The 19,899-nt window shown below is 67.4% G+C and carries 19 protein-coding genes; 2 read left to right on the plus strand and 17 right to left on the minus strand.

The annotated features are described in order from the left end of the window. Positions 1 to 5: 5 nt before the first annotated feature. From FLL57_RS07135 to FLL57_RS07170, 8 genes are read right to left on the minus strand one after another with little or no spacing between them, the layout of a single operon-like run. A complete protein-coding gene (locus FLL57_RS07135) occupies positions 6 to 1,679 on the minus strand; it encodes a complex I subunit 5 family protein (protein ID WP_142882517.1) in 1,674 nt (557 codons plus the stop codon). Further along, the gene (locus FLL57_RS07140; RefSeq protein ID WP_142882518.1) at positions 1,676 to 3,151 is read right to left on the minus strand and encodes a complex I subunit 5 family protein; all 1,476 of its coding nucleotides are present in this window, start codon (positions 3,149 to 3,151) and stop codon (positions 1,676 to 1,678) included. The genes FLL57_RS07135 and FLL57_RS07140 overlap by 4 nt, the downstream gene beginning before the upstream one ends. Continuing rightward, the gene (locus FLL57_RS07145) at positions 3,148 to 4,668 is read right to left on the minus strand and encodes a complex I subunit 5 family protein (protein WP_235677234.1); all 1,521 of its coding nucleotides are present in this window, start codon (positions 4,666 to 4,668) and stop codon (positions 3,148 to 3,150) included. Before FLL57_RS07145 ends, FLL57_RS07140 begins: the two co-directional genes overlap by 4 nt. Next, complete coding sequence (locus tag FLL57_RS07150) at positions 4,649 to 4,978, minus strand: cation:proton antiporter subunit C (protein ID WP_013502899.1); 330 nt, start codon at positions 4,976 to 4,978, stop codon at positions 4,649 to 4,651. The genes FLL57_RS07145 and FLL57_RS07150 overlap by 20 nt, the downstream gene beginning before the upstream one ends. Next, a complete protein-coding gene (locus FLL57_RS07155) occupies positions 4,975 to 5,916 on the minus strand; it encodes a hydrogenase subunit MbhD domain-containing protein (RefSeq protein WP_142882519.1) in 942 nt (313 codons plus the stop codon). The genes FLL57_RS07150 and FLL57_RS07155 overlap by 4 nt, the downstream gene beginning before the upstream one ends. Continuing rightward, entirely contained in the window at positions 5,913 to 6,236 is a 324-nt protein-coding gene (locus tag FLL57_RS07160) for a cation:proton antiporter (RefSeq protein ID WP_013502897.1), read from the minus strand. Before FLL57_RS07160 ends, FLL57_RS07155 begins: the two co-directional genes overlap by 4 nt. Next, the gene (locus FLL57_RS07165; RefSeq protein ID WP_013502896.1) at positions 6,233 to 6,517 is read right to left on the minus strand and encodes a monovalent cation/H+ antiporter complex subunit F; all 285 of its coding nucleotides are present in this window, start codon (positions 6,515 to 6,517) and stop codon (positions 6,233 to 6,235) included. Before FLL57_RS07165 ends, FLL57_RS07160 begins: the two co-directional genes overlap by 4 nt. Beyond that, complete coding sequence (locus FLL57_RS07170; RefSeq protein ID WP_185966197.1) at positions 6,514 to 7,026, minus strand: Na+/H+ antiporter subunit E; 513 nt, start codon at positions 7,024 to 7,026, stop codon at positions 6,514 to 6,516. The genes FLL57_RS07165 and FLL57_RS07170 overlap by 4 nt, the downstream gene beginning before the upstream one ends. A 166-nt stretch (positions 7,027 to 7,192) precedes the next feature. Between FLL57_RS07170 and FLL57_RS07175 the strand changes: the two genes are divergently transcribed. After that, positions 7,193 to 7,882, plus strand: a complete 690-nt coding sequence (locus tag FLL57_RS07175) for a DUF502 domain-containing protein (protein WP_142882521.1) — start codon at positions 7,193 to 7,195, stop codon at positions 7,880 to 7,882. A gap of 301 nt (positions 7,883 to 8,183) precedes the next feature. Beyond that, positions 8,184 to 9,053: a universal stress protein gene (locus tag FLL57_RS07180; RefSeq protein WP_142882522.1), complete on the plus strand. Its 870-nt coding sequence runs from the start codon at positions 8,184 to 8,186 to the stop codon at positions 9,051 to 9,053. 141 nt (positions 9,054 to 9,194) lie between these two features. Here FLL57_RS07180 and FLL57_RS07185 read toward each other — a convergent pair whose 3' ends face one another. The 9 genes from FLL57_RS07185 to FLL57_RS07225 all read right to left on the minus strand — a co-directional run bounded on the left by FLL57_RS07185 (position 9,195) and on the right by FLL57_RS07225 (position 19,885). Beyond that, on the minus strand, positions 9,195 to 9,497 hold the full coding sequence (locus FLL57_RS07185) for a DUF2218 domain-containing protein (RefSeq protein ID WP_142882523.1): 303 nt from the start codon (positions 9,495 to 9,497) through the stop codon (positions 9,195 to 9,197). Positions 9,498 to 9,611: 114 nt separating this feature from the next. After that, on the minus strand, positions 9,612 to 11,930 hold the full coding sequence (locus FLL57_RS07190) for a TonB-dependent receptor (protein WP_047309393.1): 2,319 nt from the start codon (positions 11,928 to 11,930) through the stop codon (positions 9,612 to 9,614). A 294-nt stretch (positions 11,931 to 12,224) separates the two neighbouring features. Continuing rightward, positions 12,225 to 12,710: a GNAT family N-acetyltransferase gene (locus FLL57_RS07195; protein ID WP_185966215.1), complete on the minus strand. Its 486-nt coding sequence runs from the start codon at positions 12,708 to 12,710 to the stop codon at positions 12,225 to 12,227. Between the two features lie 123 nt (positions 12,711 to 12,833). Beyond that, on the minus strand, positions 12,834 to 15,032 hold the full coding sequence (locus FLL57_RS07200) for a TonB-dependent receptor (RefSeq protein ID WP_235677235.1): 2,199 nt from the start codon (positions 15,030 to 15,032) through the stop codon (positions 12,834 to 12,836). 162 nt (positions 15,033 to 15,194) lie between these two features. Further along, on the minus strand, positions 15,195 to 16,193 hold the full coding sequence (locus FLL57_RS07205; protein WP_013502885.1) for a FecR family protein: 999 nt from the start codon (positions 16,191 to 16,193) through the stop codon (positions 15,195 to 15,197). A 114-nt stretch (positions 16,194 to 16,307) separates the two neighbouring features. Next, entirely contained in the window at positions 16,308 to 17,066 is a 759-nt protein-coding gene (locus FLL57_RS07210) for an iron ABC transporter ATP-binding protein (RefSeq protein ID WP_013502884.1), read from the minus strand. Further along, the gene (locus FLL57_RS07215) at positions 17,063 to 18,013 is read right to left on the minus strand and encodes an iron chelate uptake ABC transporter family permease subunit (RefSeq protein WP_142882525.1); all 951 of its coding nucleotides are present in this window, start codon (positions 18,011 to 18,013) and stop codon (positions 17,063 to 17,065) included. Before FLL57_RS07215 ends, FLL57_RS07210 begins: the two co-directional genes overlap by 4 nt. Beyond that, positions 18,006 to 18,983, minus strand: coding sequence for an ABC transporter permease (locus FLL57_RS07220; protein WP_013502882.1), 978 nt, complete (start codon positions 18,981 to 18,983; stop codon positions 18,006 to 18,008). The genes FLL57_RS07215 and FLL57_RS07220 overlap by 8 nt, the downstream gene beginning before the upstream one ends. After that, complete coding sequence (locus FLL57_RS07225) at positions 18,980 to 19,885, minus strand: siderophore ABC transporter substrate-binding protein (protein WP_047309399.1); 906 nt, start codon at positions 19,883 to 19,885, stop codon at positions 18,980 to 18,982. Before FLL57_RS07225 ends, FLL57_RS07220 begins: the two co-directional genes overlap by 4 nt. Between the last annotated feature and the right edge of the window lie 14 nt (positions 19,886 to 19,899).

The raw sequence follows: 19,899 nt of genomic DNA on the forward strand, positions 1-19,899 counted from the left end.
CGTGGTCAGGCGAGCGCGGCGAGGCCGAGCAGGAGGGCGACCAGCAGTACCGCGCTGCCGCTCGCGGCTGCGCCGGAAAGCCCCGTCTCGAGCGACTGCGCCGGCTTGACGAAGCCGTGGAGCAGGCGCGCGGCGTCGACCGCAAACCGCGGTGCGTGCCACGACGGCCGCGATCCGAATGCCCGCTGCAGGGCCGCCTCGACGGGGCCGGCGATGTCGCCGATCGGCACGGTGATGGCGATCGGCCGCAACATTGCGAGGCCGCCGATCGCGAATGCGAGCAGGATCGGCCACGCCGCGCTCCACAGCGCCGCGTCCGACAGCGCCGCAGGGAGCGGCAGACCGAGCAGGCCGGGAGCAATGATCCAGGGCACCAGCAGCGCGGCGAGGGTGGTCAGCGCAAAAGCCACGATCATGCCCGCCCGAGCGCTCGGTGCCCGTGCCGGCCTCTGCGCTGCGAGCAGCACTACGGTGCGCAGCATCAGCAGCATCGTCCCGACCGCCGACAGCGACGCGAGCGTCGCGGCGAGGCCGCTGCCGAGCGGTCCTTTGATCGCGAGCTTGGCGAGCGATCCGCCGGTGAACGGCGCGCCGGCGATCGCGGCGCCGAGCAATGCGACGGTGGCCAACACCGGAATCGCCGCCCGTCCGGCGCCGGCCGCGATCACGCCGACGGCGAGAAACAGCGCGCCTTTGGCAAGGCCGTGATGGGTCGCGTAGAATGCCGCGGCCACCGACGTATCGGCAATGCCGGCGCCGAGCCCGGCGCCCAGCACGGCGACCATCAACCCCATCTGACTCATCGTCGAATACGCCAGCACGGCTTTCGGCTTGATCTGGGGCAGGCCGAGCGCAATGCCGAGCCATGCGGTGGCGAGGCCGAGCCAGAGCAGCGTGTCGGCCCAGGACGGCATCGCTTCGACCGGCACGAAACGGATCAGGCCGATCAGTCCGGCCTTGACAATGGCGCCGCTCAGCACCGCTGAGGCCGGCACCGGCGCCGCCGAATGGGCGAGCGGCAGCCAGACATGCAGCGGCACCAGACCGGCCTTCAAGCCGAATCCGATCAGCAAGGCGAGGGTTGCGACATTGCCCCACGGCGAGGTCGCGATCGCGGCGCGGATATCGTCGATCACCAGACTGTCGGCGCCGCCCGCCGCCAGCAACAGGCCGATCAGCAGGCAGGCTTCGCCGAACACCGCCAGCACGATGTAGACGCGCCCGGCGCGCCACGCCGCCGCACTCCGCTCGTGCACGACGAGTCCGTAGGCCGCCAGCGACAGCAGCGCGAATGACAAGTAGAAGGTCGCGGCGTCGGCGGCCACGAAAGCTCCCAGCGTGCCGGCCAGCGTCAGCGACCAGAACACGCAGAATCCGGCTTCGTTGGGCTTGCCGCCGAGATAAGCGCGCGCATACAGCCCGGCGATGGACCACAGCGCGGAGGCGAAGCCGAGAAACACCGCGCCCAGCGTGTCGAGCCTGAACTGCATGCCGAGCAGCAGCCAGGACAGCGTCACCGTCTCGCCGGCCGGCGCGAGCACGGCCGCGGCCAGACCCGGCAGGCTCGCGAACGGGAGCAGCAGGGTCGGCTTCGGGATCAACGCGCCGACGAGTGCCAGCACCAGCGGGAAAGCCGGCGCGAGCGGCAACAGCAGGTGCGTGAAAGGGGCATCGATCATGGCGCGTAGTTCCGCGTGACGATCAGTGTCGACCAGCCGAGCGGACTGAGCGGAAGCCCTGCGAACAGACCGGCGCCGAGCGCTGCAGCCGCCGTCACCAGGCCGGGGCCGATCAGCCAGGCCGGGCCTTCGCGCCGCGCGGCCGGCCTCGCCGGATCGTCGGCCGGCGCCAGGAACCAGGCACGGTGCAGCAGCGGCAGAAAATACGCGGCGTTGAGCAGGCTCGAAACGGCGAGGACCGCCAATACCCAGTGCTGGCCTGCCTGCAGGCTGCCGATGCCGAGATACCATTTGCTGACGAAGCCGGCGAGCGGCGGCAGCCCGATCATGCCGAGCGCCGCGACCGAGAACGCCGCCATGGTGAGCGGCATCCGTCGCCCGGCGCCGTCGAGCTGCTCGACGCGGGTGACGCCGATCCGCTCGGCGAGCGCGCCGGCGCAGAAGAACAGCGTGATCTTCATCAATCCCTGGTGGACGAGATGGACCACGCCGCCGATCGTGGCGTAAGGCCCGAACAGACCGGTGCCGAGCACGATGTAGGCGACCTGACTGACGGTCGAGTAGGCCAGCCGGCGCTTGATGTCGTGCTGCTGCAGGGCGCGCAGCGAGCCGTAGATGATGGTGACGGCGGCGACGATCGCGAGCGGCAGCCCGACGCCGAGTTCGTTCACCAGCGTGACGCCGTAAACGTCGTAGACCAGCCGGATGATGCCGAAGGCGCCGGCTTTCACCACTGCGACGGCATGCAGCAGCGCGCTGACCGGCGCCGGTGCCACCATCGCGCTCGGCAGCCAGCCGTGCAGCGGCACCAGCGCGGCCTTGACGCCGAGCCCGGCGACCATCAGCACGAACGCGCCGATCAGCACCGTCGGGTCGCCGGCGTCGAGGCTGCCGTGCCGGGTGAATTCGATCGGCCCGAGGCCGCCCTCGAGCCACAGGATGCCGGCGAGCAAGGCGGCGCTGCCGCTCATGGTGTAGATCAGATAGCGGCGCCCCGCTGCCAGCGAGGCGCCGTCGCCCTTGTGAACGACCAGCGGCCAGGTCGACAGCGTCAGCAACTCGTAGAACACGAAGAAGGTGATCAGCGAGCCGGACAGCGCCACGCCGGTGGTGGCGGCGACGCACAGGCTGAAGAAGCCGAAGAACCGCGACAGATGCGGCCCGTCACCGAGATAGCTGATCGCGTAAACGGTGGTCAGCAGCCAGAGAAACGCCGAAAGGGTGAGAAACAGCAACGCCAGCGCGTCGACCCGCAGGATCAGGTCGAGTCCCGGCAGCAAGGTCAGCGTCGCCTCGTAGGTCTCGCCGGCAGCGACGCCGATGATCATCAGCAGCGCTAGGCCGAGCTTGCCGAGCGCGGCGGTGAGGTTGACGACGGTGCGGACGGTCTTGCTGGACTCCGGCAACAGGAAGATCACCCCAGCCGCCAGCAGCGAGGTTGCCAGGGTCACAACGGGCAGCAGCGCATTCATGATGACAGCCCCTCCACGGCGGAGCCCGGACGGCCGATCTGCAGCAGCTCGTAGGGGCCGAGCGAAAGCAGCCCGAGCAGGACCGACAGCATCGCGAGGCCGAGAGCGATCGCCTGACGCCAGCGGGTGACGGCGAGGAGTGCGCCGGGTTGCTCCCGCTTGGCGAGCAGTCGGCTCAGCGGACGGAACAGGTAGCCGGCGGCGAGCAGGCCACCGCCGATCATCACTACGGCCCACCACCATTGCCCGCTGGCGAAGGCCGAGGTGAGGAGCAGATACTTCCCGGTGAAGCCGCCGCTCGGCGGCAATCCCATCAGCGACACGGCAGCTAATCCGAACGCGAACGCCGCGATCGGCAGGTGCTGTCCGACGCCGTCGAGCCGGTCCATCCGATCGTCGCCGATCGCCTCGGCCATTGCACCGGCCGCGATGAACATCGCACCCTTGGCGAGTGCATGCGACAATGCGTGGAACACGACGCCGGTCCAGGCGCCGGCGCTCCACGGCTGCTGCTCGCCCGAGCCGCCGGCGAGCGGAAACACCAGCATCAGATAGCCGAGCTGCGCCACGGTCGAATAGGCGATCACCAGCTTGAGCCGATGCTGGCGAAGCGCCAGCAGCGAGCCGACCAGAATCCCGGCGGCGCCGAGCGCGCCGAGTCCCTGCGCGACGACCGAGGTTGCGATCTCCGGGGCGACCTCGAACCACAATCGCAGCATGATGATGAAGGGCGCCTTCACGACCAGCGCCGACAGCAATGCGCTGGCCGGTGCGGGCGCCGAGCCGTGCGCCGGCGGCAGCCAGCCGTGCAGCGGGAACAGCGCGGCCTTCGCCATCAGTCCGGCCGTCATCAATACGACGGCGGCGAGCGTCGCAGTCTCGGGATCGGCGCTGCGGCTGAGCAGACGGATGTCGAGCGTGCCGTGCGCCACATACAGGATTGCCGCGCCGAGCAAATACAGCAGCGAGCCGAGCAGCGCGAACAGCAGGTAGCGCATCGCCGCGGCGAGCGCCGCCGGCTTGCCGTCGAGCGCGACCAGCGCCACCGCGGTCACGGTCAGCAGTTCGAGGCCGACATAGAGGTTGAACAGATCGCCCGCGACCGCGATCGCGGCGAGCCCGCCGATCGTACAGAACACCAGCGGCCAGAACGCGTAGCCGCGCCGGGTTTCGCGGCCCTCCGCGTCGGGTCCGAAGCCGGCGCGTGCGAACAGCGTGACGCCGGCGCCGACCAGCGCGATCACCGCCAGGAAGGCGCTGCCGAGGCCGTCGAGCCGGAGCGCGATCCCGAGCGGCGGCGTCCAGCCGCCGATTGTGGTCTCGATCACGCCATGACGGACGACGTCGAGGATCGCCAGCGCCGCGACCGCGATCCCCGCGAGCGCCATCGGGACGGCGAGGTGGTGGGCGTGACGGCCGAGCAGGGCGGCCACCAGGGCCGCCGTCAGCGGCAGCACGACGCTGACTGCGGCCCACGGGACCAGCGGCATACCGAGGTCAGCGAGGGTCGCAGGCATCGCGATCCTCCGCCTCGCCCGGTGGGCGCGCTGGTGCGGTCTCGTCGTGAAGCCGGATTGCGATGGCGACCGCGAGGGCGGTGCCGGCGAGGGCGACGACGATGCCGGTGATGATCATCGCCTGCGGCACCGGATCGACCGCGAGCGTCGGATGACGCGCCGCGAGGCTGCCGAAATACAGGAAGATGCCGCTGCCGACGACGTTGAAGCCGAGGATGCGGCGCAGCGCACTGGCGCCGGCGAGAAGACCGTACAAGCCGATGCCGACCAGGGCGGCGCCGCACAGGCCGTAGAGCGCGGGCGCCGTCATGCCGGCCGCCTCGGACGGCCCATCACCAGCAGCGCCAGCGTGGCGGCGATCGACAGCGTCAGTCCGGTTTCGATCGCCAGAATGATGGTCTTGGTATGCGCCGTCGGAATCACCAGGAAACCGCCGACCAGGATGCCGACGACGGCAACGGCCACGAACAGCAGCGGTCCCACCACCACGGCGAGCCGCAGACGAACCCGCGACACCGGCGGTGCATCGGCGAGGCCCGCCATGATGGCGAGCATCCACACCGCCGCCAGGACCGTGCCGGCCTGAAATGCGCCGCCGGGCTCGTCGGCGCCGGTCCACACCAAGTACACGCCGATCATCAGGCCGATCGGCGGCAGCAGCCGTCCGAACGACGCCAGTACGCCGTCCGGCCGGGCGTGCTCCTTCAATCCGGGACGGCCGCCCCAGACCTGATCAGGAGTCAGCGACCACACCCCGATCAGTGCCGCGAACAGCACCACGGTTTCGAGCAACGTGTCGTAACCGCGGAAGTCGAGCAGGACGGCCGTCACCGGATTGCGCAGGCCGGTCTCCGCCGAACCGGCATCGACCGCTTCGCGTAGTCCGGCAATCTCGTCCGGCAGCGACAGCGAAAGCAGAGCGAGCATCCCAGCCAGGGCAGCGCAGAGAGTCGCGGTACCGAGCCGGCGCCAGAGGCTGTCGTCCGATGGACTGGTCGCGATTTCGTGGCGGTGCCCGAGATGTCCGGCGGCCCGCAGCAGCAGCACGCCGCTGAGGCCGGCGCCGATCGCCGCTTCCGCCAGCGCGACGTCGACCGCATCGAGCCGCACCCAGGCGATGGCGACGAACAGCCCGTAAACGATGAACAGCGTGATGGCGGCGAACTGATCGCGCGCCAGAACGGCGGCGAGACCGACGCCGAGCAGCAGGACGCCCAGCACGACGTCGAATGCGAGCGGCGCGGTCACGGCTGGCGGTCCCTCGGCGAACGCGCCACCAGTGCGGAGCGGGCGACGAGCTGGGCGACAGTGGCGGCGGCGAGCATCGTGAGCAGCCAGACGACGAGCATCTTCACCGCCTTCCAGGCATCGGGCGCCTGCAGCAGAAGGGCGATGGTGATGAAGCCGAGGCCGAGATTGTCGGCCTTGGTCAGGGCGTGCAGCCGGCTGTGAACATCCGGGAAGCGCAGCAGGCCGATGGTGCCGGCGACGAAGAACACGACGCCGGCCGCGAGCAGCGCAACGGTCGCGGCGTCGAGCGCAAGAGCGATATCGACGGACCAACTCATGGTGCTTCCTCTTCCGGATCTCCGGCGCCGTCCGGACTCGCCGCCTTGACGAAGGCGACGGCTGCAAAGGCGGCGAGCAAGGCCAGGACCAGCGCGACATCGAGGATCGCGGCCTTCTCGGCGGCAACCGACAGCAGCAGCAGGACGGCGACCCCGGCGGTCGCGGCGAGCTGAGCGCCCATCATCCGGTCGGATCGGGTCGGGCCGCGCAGCACCCGCACGAGACTGGCCGCGACCGTCAGCAACAGTGCGGCCGCCGTCATGAACAGCAGATCGGTCACGACGGCGCCTCCCGGCGATCCTCCAGCGCCAGGCCGAGGCTGGCACCGATCCGTCGCTCTTCGGTGGCGATCGCCTGGTCGTGTGGTTGGTCGAGGTCGAGGCAATGCACATACAGCGCGCGGCCGTCTTCGCCGGCTGTGAGCGTCCCGGGCATCAGGCTGAGCTCACCGCCGAGCGCCGCGCGCGGCGCACCGGACGGCAGCCGTACCAGATAAGCGAGCCAGCCCGGCGACAGCGGCAGCCGCGGATCGAACGCGCGCCGGGCGACGTCGATGCCGCCACGCAGCGATCCGGTCAGGAAGCCGGGAGCGAGTGCGATCAGCGTCGCGAGCCGAACCCGCCGTCCCGCCGCCGGCAGCAGGCGCAAGCTCAGCATCGTCACCGCGGCGGCGGTCACCATCCCGATCGGCCACGCGGCCGGATCGTTCGAAGTAAGCGCCAACCACAGTGCACCGAGGAGCACGAAGCGTTTCAGGCCGATCATCAGTCCGATCATGAGAGCGATCACGTCTGGCACCATGCGACATCGGGTCGCCGCGCCGATTTGAATGCGATACCCGGCGTTTTCGCGCCGAATGCTGTTATGCCGAAGGCCAACGCGCGGTTCCGTCGAAGGTTGCGCTCGGTGATGCGTCCCCGGCGTGGCCGGCTGAAGGTCAGGCATAGGAGTACAGATGTTAGAAAGCATTCGGCGCAACGTTCTCACCGGTCTGCTGACGATCGTCCCGCTCTGGATCACCCTGTTCGTCATCGGCTTCGTCGTCGAGCAGATCATCCGGCTGGGACGTCCGCTGGTCGTCGGATTGTCGCGTGGTATCCAGCCCTACGCGCCGGACCTCGCCGATCTCCTTACGCGTGACTGGTTTCACTCGCTGCTCGCGGTGGTGATCGGTGTCGGATTGCTGTTTGCCGTCGGCGCCGCGACCAACGCGGTCGTCGGGCGCCGTTTCATCCGGATGTTCGATCAGCTCATCAAGCGCGTACCGCTGGTCAAGACGATCTACGGAGCCAGCCGCACGCTGATCGATTCCATGCAGCGCGCGCCCCAAGGAGCTAACGGTCAGCGGGTCGTCCTCATCCAGTTTCCGAATCCCGACATGCGGACGGTGGGGTTCGTCACCGCCGTGTTCGAAGCGGTGGATACCGGCGAAGAACTTGCAGCGGTCTATGTACCGACCGCGCCGAATCCGACCTCCGGCTATGTCGAAATCGTGCCGACCAAACGGCTGGTTTGGCTCGACTGGTCGGCCAACGATGCGATGGCGTTCATCGTCTCCGGCGGCACGATGACACCTGGCAAGATCCGGATGAATCCAAATCCTGCCGCGTCGCCCGCGGCGGCGAGTCCCATCGAGCCGCGCTGACGCGCGACGAGACAGCCTCTGCGACGTCGTGCCGCGATCACCAGCGCGGCGATGAACGACCAGACACCGCGGATCGGACTCGATGTCACGAGCCAGCATCGTCGGGCCCGAATGCCTGTGCGACCAAGTGTTACTCGCGCGGCGATCCGCCGCATGTCGAGGGCGGGACGCGGGCGCTCTTCCAGCATTTGATGGGAATCAACAACGTCGTCGGGCTCCACACTCACTCTGTCTTTTAAGCGAGGCGGAGCCCGGCTCGGATGAAAGTCGCCGGCCGAGGGGAAGGAGTGAGAACGCAAAAATGCAGCGCATCCTGATCGCCACCGATTTCTCGACACGCTCGGATCGCGCGTTGCGTCGTGCCGTCCTGCTCGCCCGCCAGCACTCCGCCGCGATGACCATCGTTCACGTCATCGACGACGATCAGCCGCCGGCGCTGTGGAAGGCCGAAGAGCGGGAAGCGCAGAGTCTGCTGAATGAACTCGCCGCGACCGTTTGCGAAATCGATGGCGTGGCCTGCGACGGGCGGATGGCTTACGGCGAGCCGTTTCAGGCGCTCGCGGACGCCGCCGACGGCATCGATGCCGATCTCGTCGTGCTGGGACCGCATCGGCGGCAGGCGCTGCGCGACATCTTTATCGGCACCACGGCGGAGCGGACGATCCGTTCGACTCGCCGCCCGGTGATCATGGCCAACGCCGTTCCTTCGGCTCACTATGGCAGCGTTCTGGTCGCGACGGATCTGTCCGATTGCTCGGCCCACGCCGTCGCCGAGGCGCAGCGACTCGGGCTTCTTGGACACAGCGACGTGGTGCTCGTTCACGCCTTCGACGCGCCGGCGCAGGCTCTGGTCATTCGCTCCTCGATGACCGGCGCGCAACTGCGCGCCTATCTGGCGGAAGAGGAGGCGGAGGCGACGAAAGGGCTCACGGCCTTCCTGGCCCGCACCGGCCTGCAACCGGCCCGCAGCATCGTGACGGCCAGTGAAGGCACGGCGGCCGATGCGATCCGGAAGTGCGTCAAGCAGCAGCGTGCTGACCTCGTCGTCATCGGCACCCGAGGACGAACAGCGGCTGCCAGATTCATTCTCGGAAGCGTGGCGGAAGAAGTCCTTCGCGAATCCGATATCGACGTGCTGATCGTACCGCCCGCAACGAGCGAGCCGGACTAATCCGGCCTCCGTCGGCGGCAACGCTGCGTGCTCCCGTCGGCAGGCTTCCGGCCGTTCGAGCGACGGCCGAAACGGCGCGTCCGGCTGGCGATCGGCTCAAATGGACGATCGGCCGAGGTGGACGGTCGTCGCTCCGTTCGATCACTCCCAGTGGAAGTGGAGGGTTTCGCGGAATGCGAACCGTTCGAGATGACTGACGACCACCTGCTGGAATGTCGTCAGGTTTGCCGGATCATCGGCAGTCAGATCGATGACCAGCCCCTCCGGCTGGGCGCTGAGGCGCGCCTCTCCGAGCGGCAGCACGATCCGGCCATGGGCGGAATCGAACTCGGTTTCGAATTTGTGCGACCAGTGCTTGCAGAGCTGTTGCAGGTATCGGCTCGCATGCGCCGTCTGCACGGTTGCGCGGCTCGTCTGCTGTGCGGTGGCGGGGGGCGAACTCATCGACGAACTCCGGGATTTGTGTGCGCGTGGTGACCGTCACGCCGGGAGCCACCACCTTGGATCGAGGTGTCCGCCTCGGTTCGGCCCGAGGCGGACACGCTCTGGAGGCGACGGTCAGAAGTTGAACGTCGCTGAGACCATGTAGGTTCGCGGCGCGCCGACCGCGAGGTAGCCACGGGTGGCCGACTGATAGTAGGCGGTGTCGGCGACGTTCTCGACGACGGCTCGCAGCACGATCGGTTTACCCGACGGGCCGTCGAACGTGTATCGGGCGCCGAGGTCGACCCGGGTCCAGTCGGCGACGGTCTGGGTGTTGGCCTGATCGTAGAACACGTCCCCGGTGTGAATCACCCGGCCTGTCATCGTCAGCCCAGGCGCCAGCCAGTGGGGCAGATCGTATTCGCCGTAGAGATTCAGCGCCGTGACCGGAACGCCCGGCACGTCGTTGCCGTTGAAGCGACCGCCGATGGTGGAAACCAACTTGGCGTCCATCAGGGTGATGCCGCCGAGCAGGCGAACTCCCTTGAACGGTTCGCCGAAAACGTTCAGCTCGATGCCGCGATTACGCTGCAATCCGCTGACGGAGAATATATTGGTGGCCGGATCCGTGAAGGCGCTGGGCTGCTCGATCTGGAACAGCGACGCGGTCAGTGCCACGGTCCCGAAATCGTATTTCGCGCCGACCTCGTGTTGTTTGCTGACCACCGGCGGAAATACGGTGTTCGGGTTTTTCGCGGTTGCCGGCGCGGTCGGTCCGGAATCAAGCGACTCGATATAGTTACCGTAGATCGATAGCTGGTCAGTGGCGCGGATCACCGCCCCGACGGCCGGACTGAAGCGTGCATCCTGGTAACGCGACGACTCCGTGCCCAGTTTGGGGCCTGGCGCGGTGACGAAGCCGCTGAGCGCGATGTCCTGCCAGCGGCCGCCGAGGGTGAGGAGCAGCCGGTCATCGAACAATGACAGCGTGTCCGACACCGCGACGCTGCGGGCGGTCAGTCGCGACAGCAGCGGCCGGTCGTCCGACTTGGCGAAGCCGCTGGTCTGGAACGAGCCCGGCGGCAGGCGCACCGGATTGTAGATGTTGGTGACGTAACTGAACGGGGTGAAGCCGAGCACGCCGCCACGGTAGAGTTCGTTGTTGGCATCGACGGCGGAGATGTTCAGTTGGTGACCGATCACGCCGGTCCGGAATTTCGAGCGCAGACCGATCTCGCCGGTATATCCCTGAAGCTGTTGTGGCTGGATGGCGAGCGTATTGGTCGCCGTTCCGTTGAAATTCGTGATCCGGTAGGACGAGGAGAGGAAATCCTCATTGTACGTGCTGCCGCCGCCCGCGAGATACATCGTGGTGTCCGGCAGGATATCGTATTCGGCCCGGCCGGCGATCATCTTGTACCGGGTGTCGGAGAATTCGTCGCGGCTCGCGGTGTTGATCCGTCCGTTCGGCGCGGGCGGGATGACGATGTTCGGGGCTGCCGAATTGAACAGCGACGTCGGCGCGGTGATGTTCTGAACCGAGCCGTTCAGATCCAGCGATGCGCGGAAGCGTTCGCCGCGATAGTCGAGGCCGAGTGCGGCGACGCCGACTTCGGCCGAGTTGAGATCGAGCGGGGTGTCGCCGTTGCGGTACGAGCCGTTGAAGCGGACGCCCCATTCCTTGAACTCGCCGTAGCGACGGCCGACGTCGATGTGGTTCCAGAATTGCGTGTTGCTCATCCAGCTCGTCGTCAGCCGGGTCAGCGGTTCGTCGCCGGCGCGTTTCGGGATCATGTTGATCGTTCCGCCGACGCGGGCGGTGCCGCCGCTGAGGAGCGCGCTGGGGCCCTTGAGAATTTCGACGCGCTCGATCCCCTCGAGGAAGGCGCGCCGCGGATTGGCCAGGTAGAAAAGGCCGTCATAGGCGGTGTCGAGGTTGGTCACCGAGAAGCCGCGGATGAAGAAGGCGTCGCGCTCGCTGAACGGTGGCGCGTCGTTGCGGACCGAAGGATCGTTGAGAGCGATATCAGCGAGGCTTCGAGCCTGCTGGTCTTCGATCAGCTTCGAGGTGTAGCCGGTGACGTTGAACGGCGTGGTGAAGATCGAGGTGTTGCCCAACAGGCCGAGCCGTGCGCCGGTGCCGACCTGACCGCCGGCATAGGGCACAGGCGGCTGGCCGACGGTGGCGGTCTGCGGCAGGGTGGGCGCGGGGAATACCGAGGTCGGCGGGGCTGGATCGCGCTGACGTGGCCGGGCGTCGACCCGACGCGGAGTCTGCGAGGTGCGAGCGGGCCGTGCTGCCGCGCGGGGGCGCCCCTGCGGGTCGAGCACCTCGATCGGCGGCAGCGCTGTCGTCGTGCGTGAAGACGCGGTTTGCGCCAGAGCACCGTCGGACAGAGGTATCACACCGAGGCCCGAGCAGAACAGGGCAACCTGACCAATTTGCTTTCTCATAAGGTTCTCCGAGACAATCAAGTTCAATGCGACAGTGAGTTTCGGGAGCACACAGAAGCCGTCACGAGTTGCCGTGTGACGGCGCCGTCTGTTGCAGCGAGGATGCGGTCCCCGGGGCGTTGGAAATCAGGGATGTCGAGCAGCGAGGGCGCGGGTCGGCTCCGCTCTTGCGGGTCCTGCGGAGTCGCCAATATGCGAGCTTGCAGGCGACCACGCTGATCCCGTCCGGATCGTTCGCGCGGTCCGGACCGATCAGCGGTCGCGCTCTTGGATGAAGAATGGGCCGATCGTCCCTCATCGCAGGCGCGCCATGCAATGGGCGTCGACGAAGGCGCCGTCTCTGAACGTCGCGGCCTTGTGCGTGCCTTCGATCTCGAAGCCGAATTTCTTGTACAGCGCCAATGCGGCGACGTTGTCGGTGAACACCGTCATTTCCAGCCGCTTGATGTTCAGCCAGTTGTCGGCGGTGTCGATCATCGCCGCGAGCAGTCGCGAGCCGATGCCGTGGCGGGCGTGCTGTTCGTGGACGCCGATCCAAAACTCGGCCGCATGGGCGCGGCGTCCGTAGAACGGCCGTAGCGCGGACGCGCCGACGACGCGGCCATCCAGTTCGGCGGAGTAGTGCAGGTCGCGTGGAGACCGCGGCTGCAGCCATGTCTTGATGGAGTCGAACGACTCGTAGGGCAGGGCGAGCGTCCAGTAACGGAATGCGTGCTGATTGACGATCTCGAAGATGTCGTCGGCATCCTCGCTGCGCATCGCTCGAATGCTCACCTGCATGTGGCCTTTCAAGTCTCGCTCCAAGTCTCGTTTCAGGTCTCGTTCCAAGTCTTGGTCGGCGGCTTGGTAACTCCCTGAGGTCAGGGGTGATGCGGACGTCGTGGCGGGAGGCTGGTGCATGGGTCAGAACTCCAGCCTGGCGCTGACCAGGAACGAGCGTCCTGGCTCGTAGAGCGGCCGCACCAGGCCGCTGCCGTATTCCAGGCCGTAGGTGCCTCGCGCCGCATAGGTTCGGTTGAACAGATTTCTCACCTCGCCGCGCAGCGTCAGCGACGGCACGTCGCGCGAGCGGCGTTCGACGAAGGCGTTGAAGACCTCGTAGCCATCGAGCTTGCCGATGCCGGTGACGGGATTGAGCAATTCGTCGTAGTCGAACACGATTTCGACGTCGCCGCCGATCGTCAGTCCCAATGGGACGATGGTGTGCGCCAACTGAAACGTCAGGACGTCGCCGATCGGCGCTGTGAGATATTGACCGAGGTAGGTGTCCGCCGGCTTGCCGTCGATTTCCGCCTCGGTCCGCACGAACTGCACCCGGGCGAAACCGTCGCCCCAATTGTAGGTGCCGCCGATGTGGAAGCCTTGTGTGCGCACGTCGAAGGCCCGCAACGCCATATCGGCGGCCCACAGCGGCACCCGCGCATCGGCGATCCGGGTGCGGAACACGCCCGCTTCCATCCGCAGTCCGCCGTAGTGGGCGATCAGCCCCGCGACGGAGTTGTCGGAGGTGACCGATTTCGGCCCGGCGCCGTAGATCCAGGCCGGGTTCTGCACGTAGTTCTCGGCGAGCGGAACGCCGGCCCAGACGTGCGAATAGCCGGCCTTGGCGCTGAGAAAGCTGGTCAGCTCATATTCGCCCGAGATGTTGCCGCTCAGTCCCTGATCGCTGGAGCGGAAGCCGTTGACGCCGGCGAATGTCTGGTGATCGCCGCGCACACCGAACGAGAGCTTGGTACGGTCCGACGGCTTCAGCCGGGCCTGGGCATAGGCACCGACATTGTCGGCATTCTCCGCGGTCCGATAGCTTCGGTCGATGTACGAGGCGCCGTCCCGGTAGAAGTCGACACCGGCGACGATATCGCCGATCGAAACTGCGAACCTGTTTTCGAGCTTGCCGTTGAGGCTGTCGGTGATCCCCTCGCTGGTGTAGCTGTACGTCGCGAGCGTGGCGCCGCTGTACTGGTCGACCGCGACTTTCGAACGATTGTATCCCAGCACGAATTTGGGATCCCACCAGCCTTCCGGGGCGGCGGTGGTGTAGGTGAAAACGGTGTTCTGGCGGTCGAGCACGTAGGGTCGCACGGCGGGGGTCGGCTTGCCGCCGACGATCTGCACGGCATTGGCCCGGAACGGCCGGATGGCATCGTCGCGGATCTGCTCGTGGCTGATCGCGAAACGGTGGCCGTCGGTCGTCTGGTAGGCGATCTTGCCGAGCCCGCTCAGAAAGTTGGTCGCGGTGCCGAGCACCTGCTGACCGTTGCCCGCCTTGAACTCGCTGCCTTTGGCGTAGGTGAACGAACCGAGCGCCTCGAAGCCGCCCTGGCGGCCGTAGCCGGTGAGATTGTTGGTCGAGGTGTTGCCGTTGAAGTTGAAGGTCGATTTGATCGAGCCGCCGAAGCCGTCGTTGGGCAGGAAGTCACGCGCGTCCTTGGTGACGTAGGTGATCGCGCCGCCGAGCGCGCCGGGGCCGGCGTCGGCGGGTGCGACGCCCGCATCGATCCGCACCGCCTTCAGCAGGCTCGGATCGATCATCGTCGTCGCATTGTGGTGGAACACCTTGTTGTTCTGGCGGGCACCGTCGATCGACACCGCCAGATTGGTCTCCTCGATGCCCTGGACATAGAGTTTTTGGGACATCGGCAGCGAGGAGCCGACCATCACGGTCGGCTCGCCGCGGAACACGCCTTTGAGGTCAGTCGCGTTGCGGCGCTCGATATCGACGCTGGTGATAATGACCTCGCTGACGCCGTCGCGGCCGATACCGTGCCCGGCGCCGGCTACGTCGATCGTATCCAGCGCGATGCTGCCGGCGGGGACGGCGTCGGCGGTTGCCTCCTCGGGCGCCTCGATCGCCACGGTGCGCGGTCCGGTGAAGCGATAGGTGAGGTTGGAGCCGGCGAGGATCTCGCGCAGCGCCGCGTCGGCGGGATATCGTCCGCTGACCGTGCGCGAGGCGCCGCTGATCGCGCCCGTGCCACGCCGGATCACCTGGATTCCGGTAACGGTCGTGAAGTCGGCCAATGCGGACAGCCGCGGCTTGGCGGCGATCCTGAATTCATAGGTGGTGGCGGTCTCGGCCCGGGCCTCCGGCGCCTGGCTCACCGCAAGTGCCAGCGCACAGATGGATGCCCCGCATCTCGATCCGGCTGCACTGGCAAATCTTCGCATGGTCTCGATGTCCCCCACGTAGCTCGGGGACGCGATGAATGACCCCTTGTGATCAACGGGCGGGGGAGACAGATCCCGTAAAAATACAGGGGCGCATCACCGATAAATCAACGTGGCGAAACCCGGGACCGACAGAGTCCGAACCCCGAGGGTGCTGCGCAGTGCCTCCAGCACCGCGCCCGGATCGTCGGCTCGGAACGTGCCGGACAGCGTCAGCCGCCGCAATTCCGGATCGACGATCAGGACGTGGCCCGGTGCCATCTTGTCGAGTTCTTTGACCACCTGCGACAGCGGCGCACGGTCGACGACGATCAGGCCGCGCCGCCAGGCGAACGCCTGCTCGGGATCGACAGGCGTCGCAGTGCCGCTGTCGCCGTCCTGCAGCGCGACGCGCTGCCAGTCCGTGAGATCGACCGGACCACGGCCCGTGTTCGCATCCGCCGCCGATACGGCCACTCTGCCATGCTCGACCGTGACCGCTGCCGCCTCCCGGTCGACCTCGAACGCGGTGCCGTGCACCTGAACGTCGATTGGCCCGGCGTGGACGATGAACGGACGCGCACGGTCAGCGACGACGTCGAACCAGATCCGGCCGCGCAGCAGGGTGACCACGCGGCGATCGCCGACCATCTTGCTCGTCAATGCAGTATCGCCGTCGAGAACGGCGAGGCTGCCATCGGCGAGACGGGCTTCCCGGCGTTCGCCGGGGCGGGTCGCAACATCGGCGAACGCCCGATCGATCAGGCCGGGATCGCGCCAGAGCGTCACGCCGACGACGACCGCAGCGACCATGGTGACGGCGGCCAACCGCATTCCGATCCGTGCCCGCTTGCGAGGCTGCGGCGCGGCCACCGCGGCGGCGCGATGCCAGCCGGAGGCGGCCAGACGCGCCGCGGGCTGATCGAGCGCGCCCCACAAATCGGTGACGTCCTGCATCGCGGCGGGATGGGTGGGATCGGCCATCAGCCAGGCCTGATAGGCGCGCCGCGTTTCGACGTCAGCCAGCGGATTGTTGAGGCGGACGAACCATTCGGTCGCCTCGCGCGCAGCGCGCTGTCGGTCGTCGCCGCCGTCCGATGTGAAGTTCGTCTTCACGCCAGGCTCTCGCCGAACAGCCGGGCCCGACCAGATCGGCTCGACGTGACCGAGGCGGCGCCGGTGCCCGGCCAGGAACGATCATAGGATGCGGCGGTCGTGGTCATCGACGGGTCATATGTGGTTGAGCACGACGGGCTTGCCGCGATAGGTCTCGACCGGCATCTCATAGCCGAAGATCCGCTGCAAGCTCGCCGTATTGGCGATTAGGTCGGGAGAGCCGTTCGCAACGACGGCGCCGTTCTTCAGCGCTACGATGTGATCCGCATAGGTGACGGCCTGATTGATGTCGTGCAGCACGATCACGATCGCGCGGCGCTCGCTGTCGGCGATCTGGCGAAGCGCGCGCATCAGCTCGCGTGCGAAGAACATATCGAGGTTGTTGAGCGGCTCGTCGAGCAGCAACCATCGCGTGCCCTGGCAGAACGTCATCGCCACCAGAACGAGCTGACGCTGGCCGCCCGACAGCGTGTCGATGAAGCGGTCGGCAAATCCGGTCAGATCGAAACGCTCGAGTGCCGCCTGGGTCAGCGCCCGGTCCTCGTCCGTCGCGCGGCCGCCATTGTGCGGGAAACGGCCGAACGCCACCAGTTCGCGGACCCGAAGGCGGCTCGCGATCGCCGGATCCTGTCTCAGGATCGCCAGCGTTCGGGCCAGGACGCGGCTCGGGGTGCGACCGATCGGCAGGCCATCCACGCTGATCGAGCCTGTCTGGAGCGGCTGCAGGCGGGCGATCAGAGACAACAGGCTCGATTTGCCGGCACCGTTCGGCCCGATCAGCGCGGTGACGCCGGCCTCTGGGATCTCAAGATTGATGTCTCTCAGGATTGCCGCGCCCTGATGGGCGAGCGAGACCTTGTTCACGACGATCATCGCCGGGCTCCATGCAGCAGCATTGCGAGGAAAACCAAACCTCCGACAAATTCAATCACGACCCCGAGCGTGGATGCCCCTCCGAGGACGTGCTGCAGGATCGTCTGCCCGCCGACCAGCACGATGATCGCGACCAGCGCCGCAGCAGGCAGCAGGAGCGCGTGACGCCGCGTATCGATCAGCCGCTCACCGAGCGCGACGACGAGCAGGCCGAAGAACGCCACCGGTCCCACCAGCGCGGTCGACACGGCCACCAGCGCGGCGACCAGCATGATCGTGGCGGCGACGACCCGCGGCCATTCCAGGCCGAGGCCGGTCGCTGCGTCGCGGCCGAGCGCCAACACGTCGAGCGTATGGCGCATCCGCCAGACGATTGCGATGCCGATCAGCATCAGGACGCCGGCGGCGACCAGAAGCTCGCCGTGGATTTTGCTGAAATTGGCGTAGCTCGCCCCCTGCAGCACCACGAAGTCGTTCGGATCGATCAGCCGGGCGAGCAGCGACGACAGGCTGCGGAACAGGACGCCGACGGTAACGCCGGCGAGCAGCATCAGGATCAGATCGACGCGCGCCTTGAGCAGAGGCAGAAACAGCAGTGCGGCCAGCGCCACCATCACCACGGCTTCGCCCGCGAATTTGATACGTGGATCGAGCGATGCGAAGCCGAACCCGCCGATCGTGAATACCAGCAGCGACTGGCTGAAGATGTAAAGCGCGTCGAGGCCCATGATCGATGGCGTCAGGATGCGGTTGGCGGTCACCGTCTGGAATACGACTGTCGATACCGCGATCGACACCGCGACGACGACGAGCGCGAGCAGGCGCAAGGAGCGGAGCTCGAGGCTGAACCAGAGATTCCCGCGCAGGCCGAGCGTCATGAAGGCGCACATGCACGCGAGCGCGATCAGGCCGAGCGCCGCCAGCACGATCGTGGAACGGTCACGCATGCGACGGCCGACGCAACAGAAGCCACAGGAAGGATGCGGCACCGACGACGCCGAGCACGGTGCCGACCGGGATCTCGTACGGAAAGTGCAGCAGCCGGCCGATGATATCGCAGGCCAGAACCAGCGCCGCGCCGCTGCCCGCCACCCACGGAATCAGCATTCGCATGTTGTCGCCGATCAGGCGGGAGACCATGTTGGGCACGACGAGGCCGACGAACGGCACCAGCCCGACGATCACGACCGTCAGTGCGGTGACGACGGAGATGATGGCCAGTCCGATCTGCATCATGCGCGCGTAGTCGAGGCCGAGCCCGACGCTGACGTCTCGACCGAGCGACATCAAGGTCAGACGATCGGCGAACACCCACGTCACGGCCAGAACCGCCGCCGAGACCCACAGCAGTTCGTAGCGGCCGCGCAGCACGCCGGAGAACTCGCCATGCGTCCAGATCTCGATGAACTGCAGCAGGTCGGTGTGCCAGGCGACGAACGTGACGGCTGCGCCGACGACACCGCCATAGACCAGCCCGAACAGCGGCACCAGGAACGGCTGCGTCGGCGGCAGGCGGTGGGCGATCGCCAGGAACAACGAGGTGCCGGCGAGAGCCGTGAGGCTCGCCACCAGCGTCTTGGTCGCGATCGAGGCGGAAGGGAGCAGGAGCGTGACGATCAGAATGCCGAGGGCTGCGCTTTGTCCGGTGCCCGCCGTCGCCGGCTCGACGAAGCGGTTGCGCGCCAGCGTCTGCATCACCAGGCCGGCGATCGCGAGGCCGGCGCCGGTCAGGATCGCTGCGAGGGTGCGCGGCAGGCGGCTCGCGGCGATGAGATACAACGCCTCGGGATCCGAGAACGCCTCGCGCGGCGACACGTCGCCGACGCCGACGAAAATGCTGATCGCGCAAAGCCCCGCCAGAACGAGGAGTGCCGCCGCGCCCGCAAGGCGCGGTGCCGTTCGTTCGACGGTCGTCATTGCGCGGCCGAAAACCCGCGGGTGACGGCTGCGAGAACGCGGGTCATGGCCTGGATGCCGCCGCCCGCGATGTACAGATCGGCGGCGGGCAGATAGATCACCTGGCCGCGCTTCCAGGCCTTGGTGTCGCGCACCAGCTCGTTGTCGAGCGTCGCGTGCGCCTGACTGTCGCCGGTTCCAATGGCGACCGCACGATCGACCACGATCAGCCAGTCGGGATCGGCCTTGCGAACGAACTCGAAGGACACCGCCTCGCCGTGGATGGCCGCCGCCATCGCGGTCACCGCAGGTTCGATTCCCAGTGTGCTGTGAATCCAGCCGAACCGCGAACCGACGCCGAAGGCGGAGATCTTCGGGCCGTTGGTCATCAGGATCAGGGCGCGCCCCTTGCCCTTGGCGGCGTCGCGCGCGGCGGCCACGGCCGCCCGGAATTTCTGCCGTGCCTCATCGGCGGCCTGTTCGCGGCCGAACAGGCGGCCATAGGCATCGAGGCGGGCTTCGGCGTCGCGCACGAGATCCTGCCCGTCGATCGTCATGTCGATGGTGGGAGCGATGCGCGAGGTGAATTTGGCTTTCGGCGACGATCGCCCGCCGAGGATGATCAGATCGGGGTCGAGCGCACTCAGGGCTTCCAGATTGGGCTCGAACAGGGTGCCCACGACCTCGCCGCCGGCGGCGGCAGGCTTCAGCTCGGGCAGGAAGACACGATCCGGTACGCCCGCCGGCTTCACGCCGAGCAGGTGCAACGTGTCGAGCGCGGCCATGTCGAACACGGCAACGCGGTGCGGTCTGGCGGGTACCGTGGCCAGTCCCTGGGCCGTCTGGATCTGCACGGTTTCGGCAATCGCCGCTGTCGGAAGGGCGAGGGCGATCAGCACGGCGAAGATGCGGGAGAACAGCATTGAGGGCCTTTGTC

The sequence above is a fragment of the Rhodopseudomonas palustris genome (assembly GCF_007005445.1).
Classification (GTDB): domain Bacteria; phylum Pseudomonadota; class Alphaproteobacteria; order Rhizobiales; family Xanthobacteraceae; genus Rhodopseudomonas; species Rhodopseudomonas palustris_G.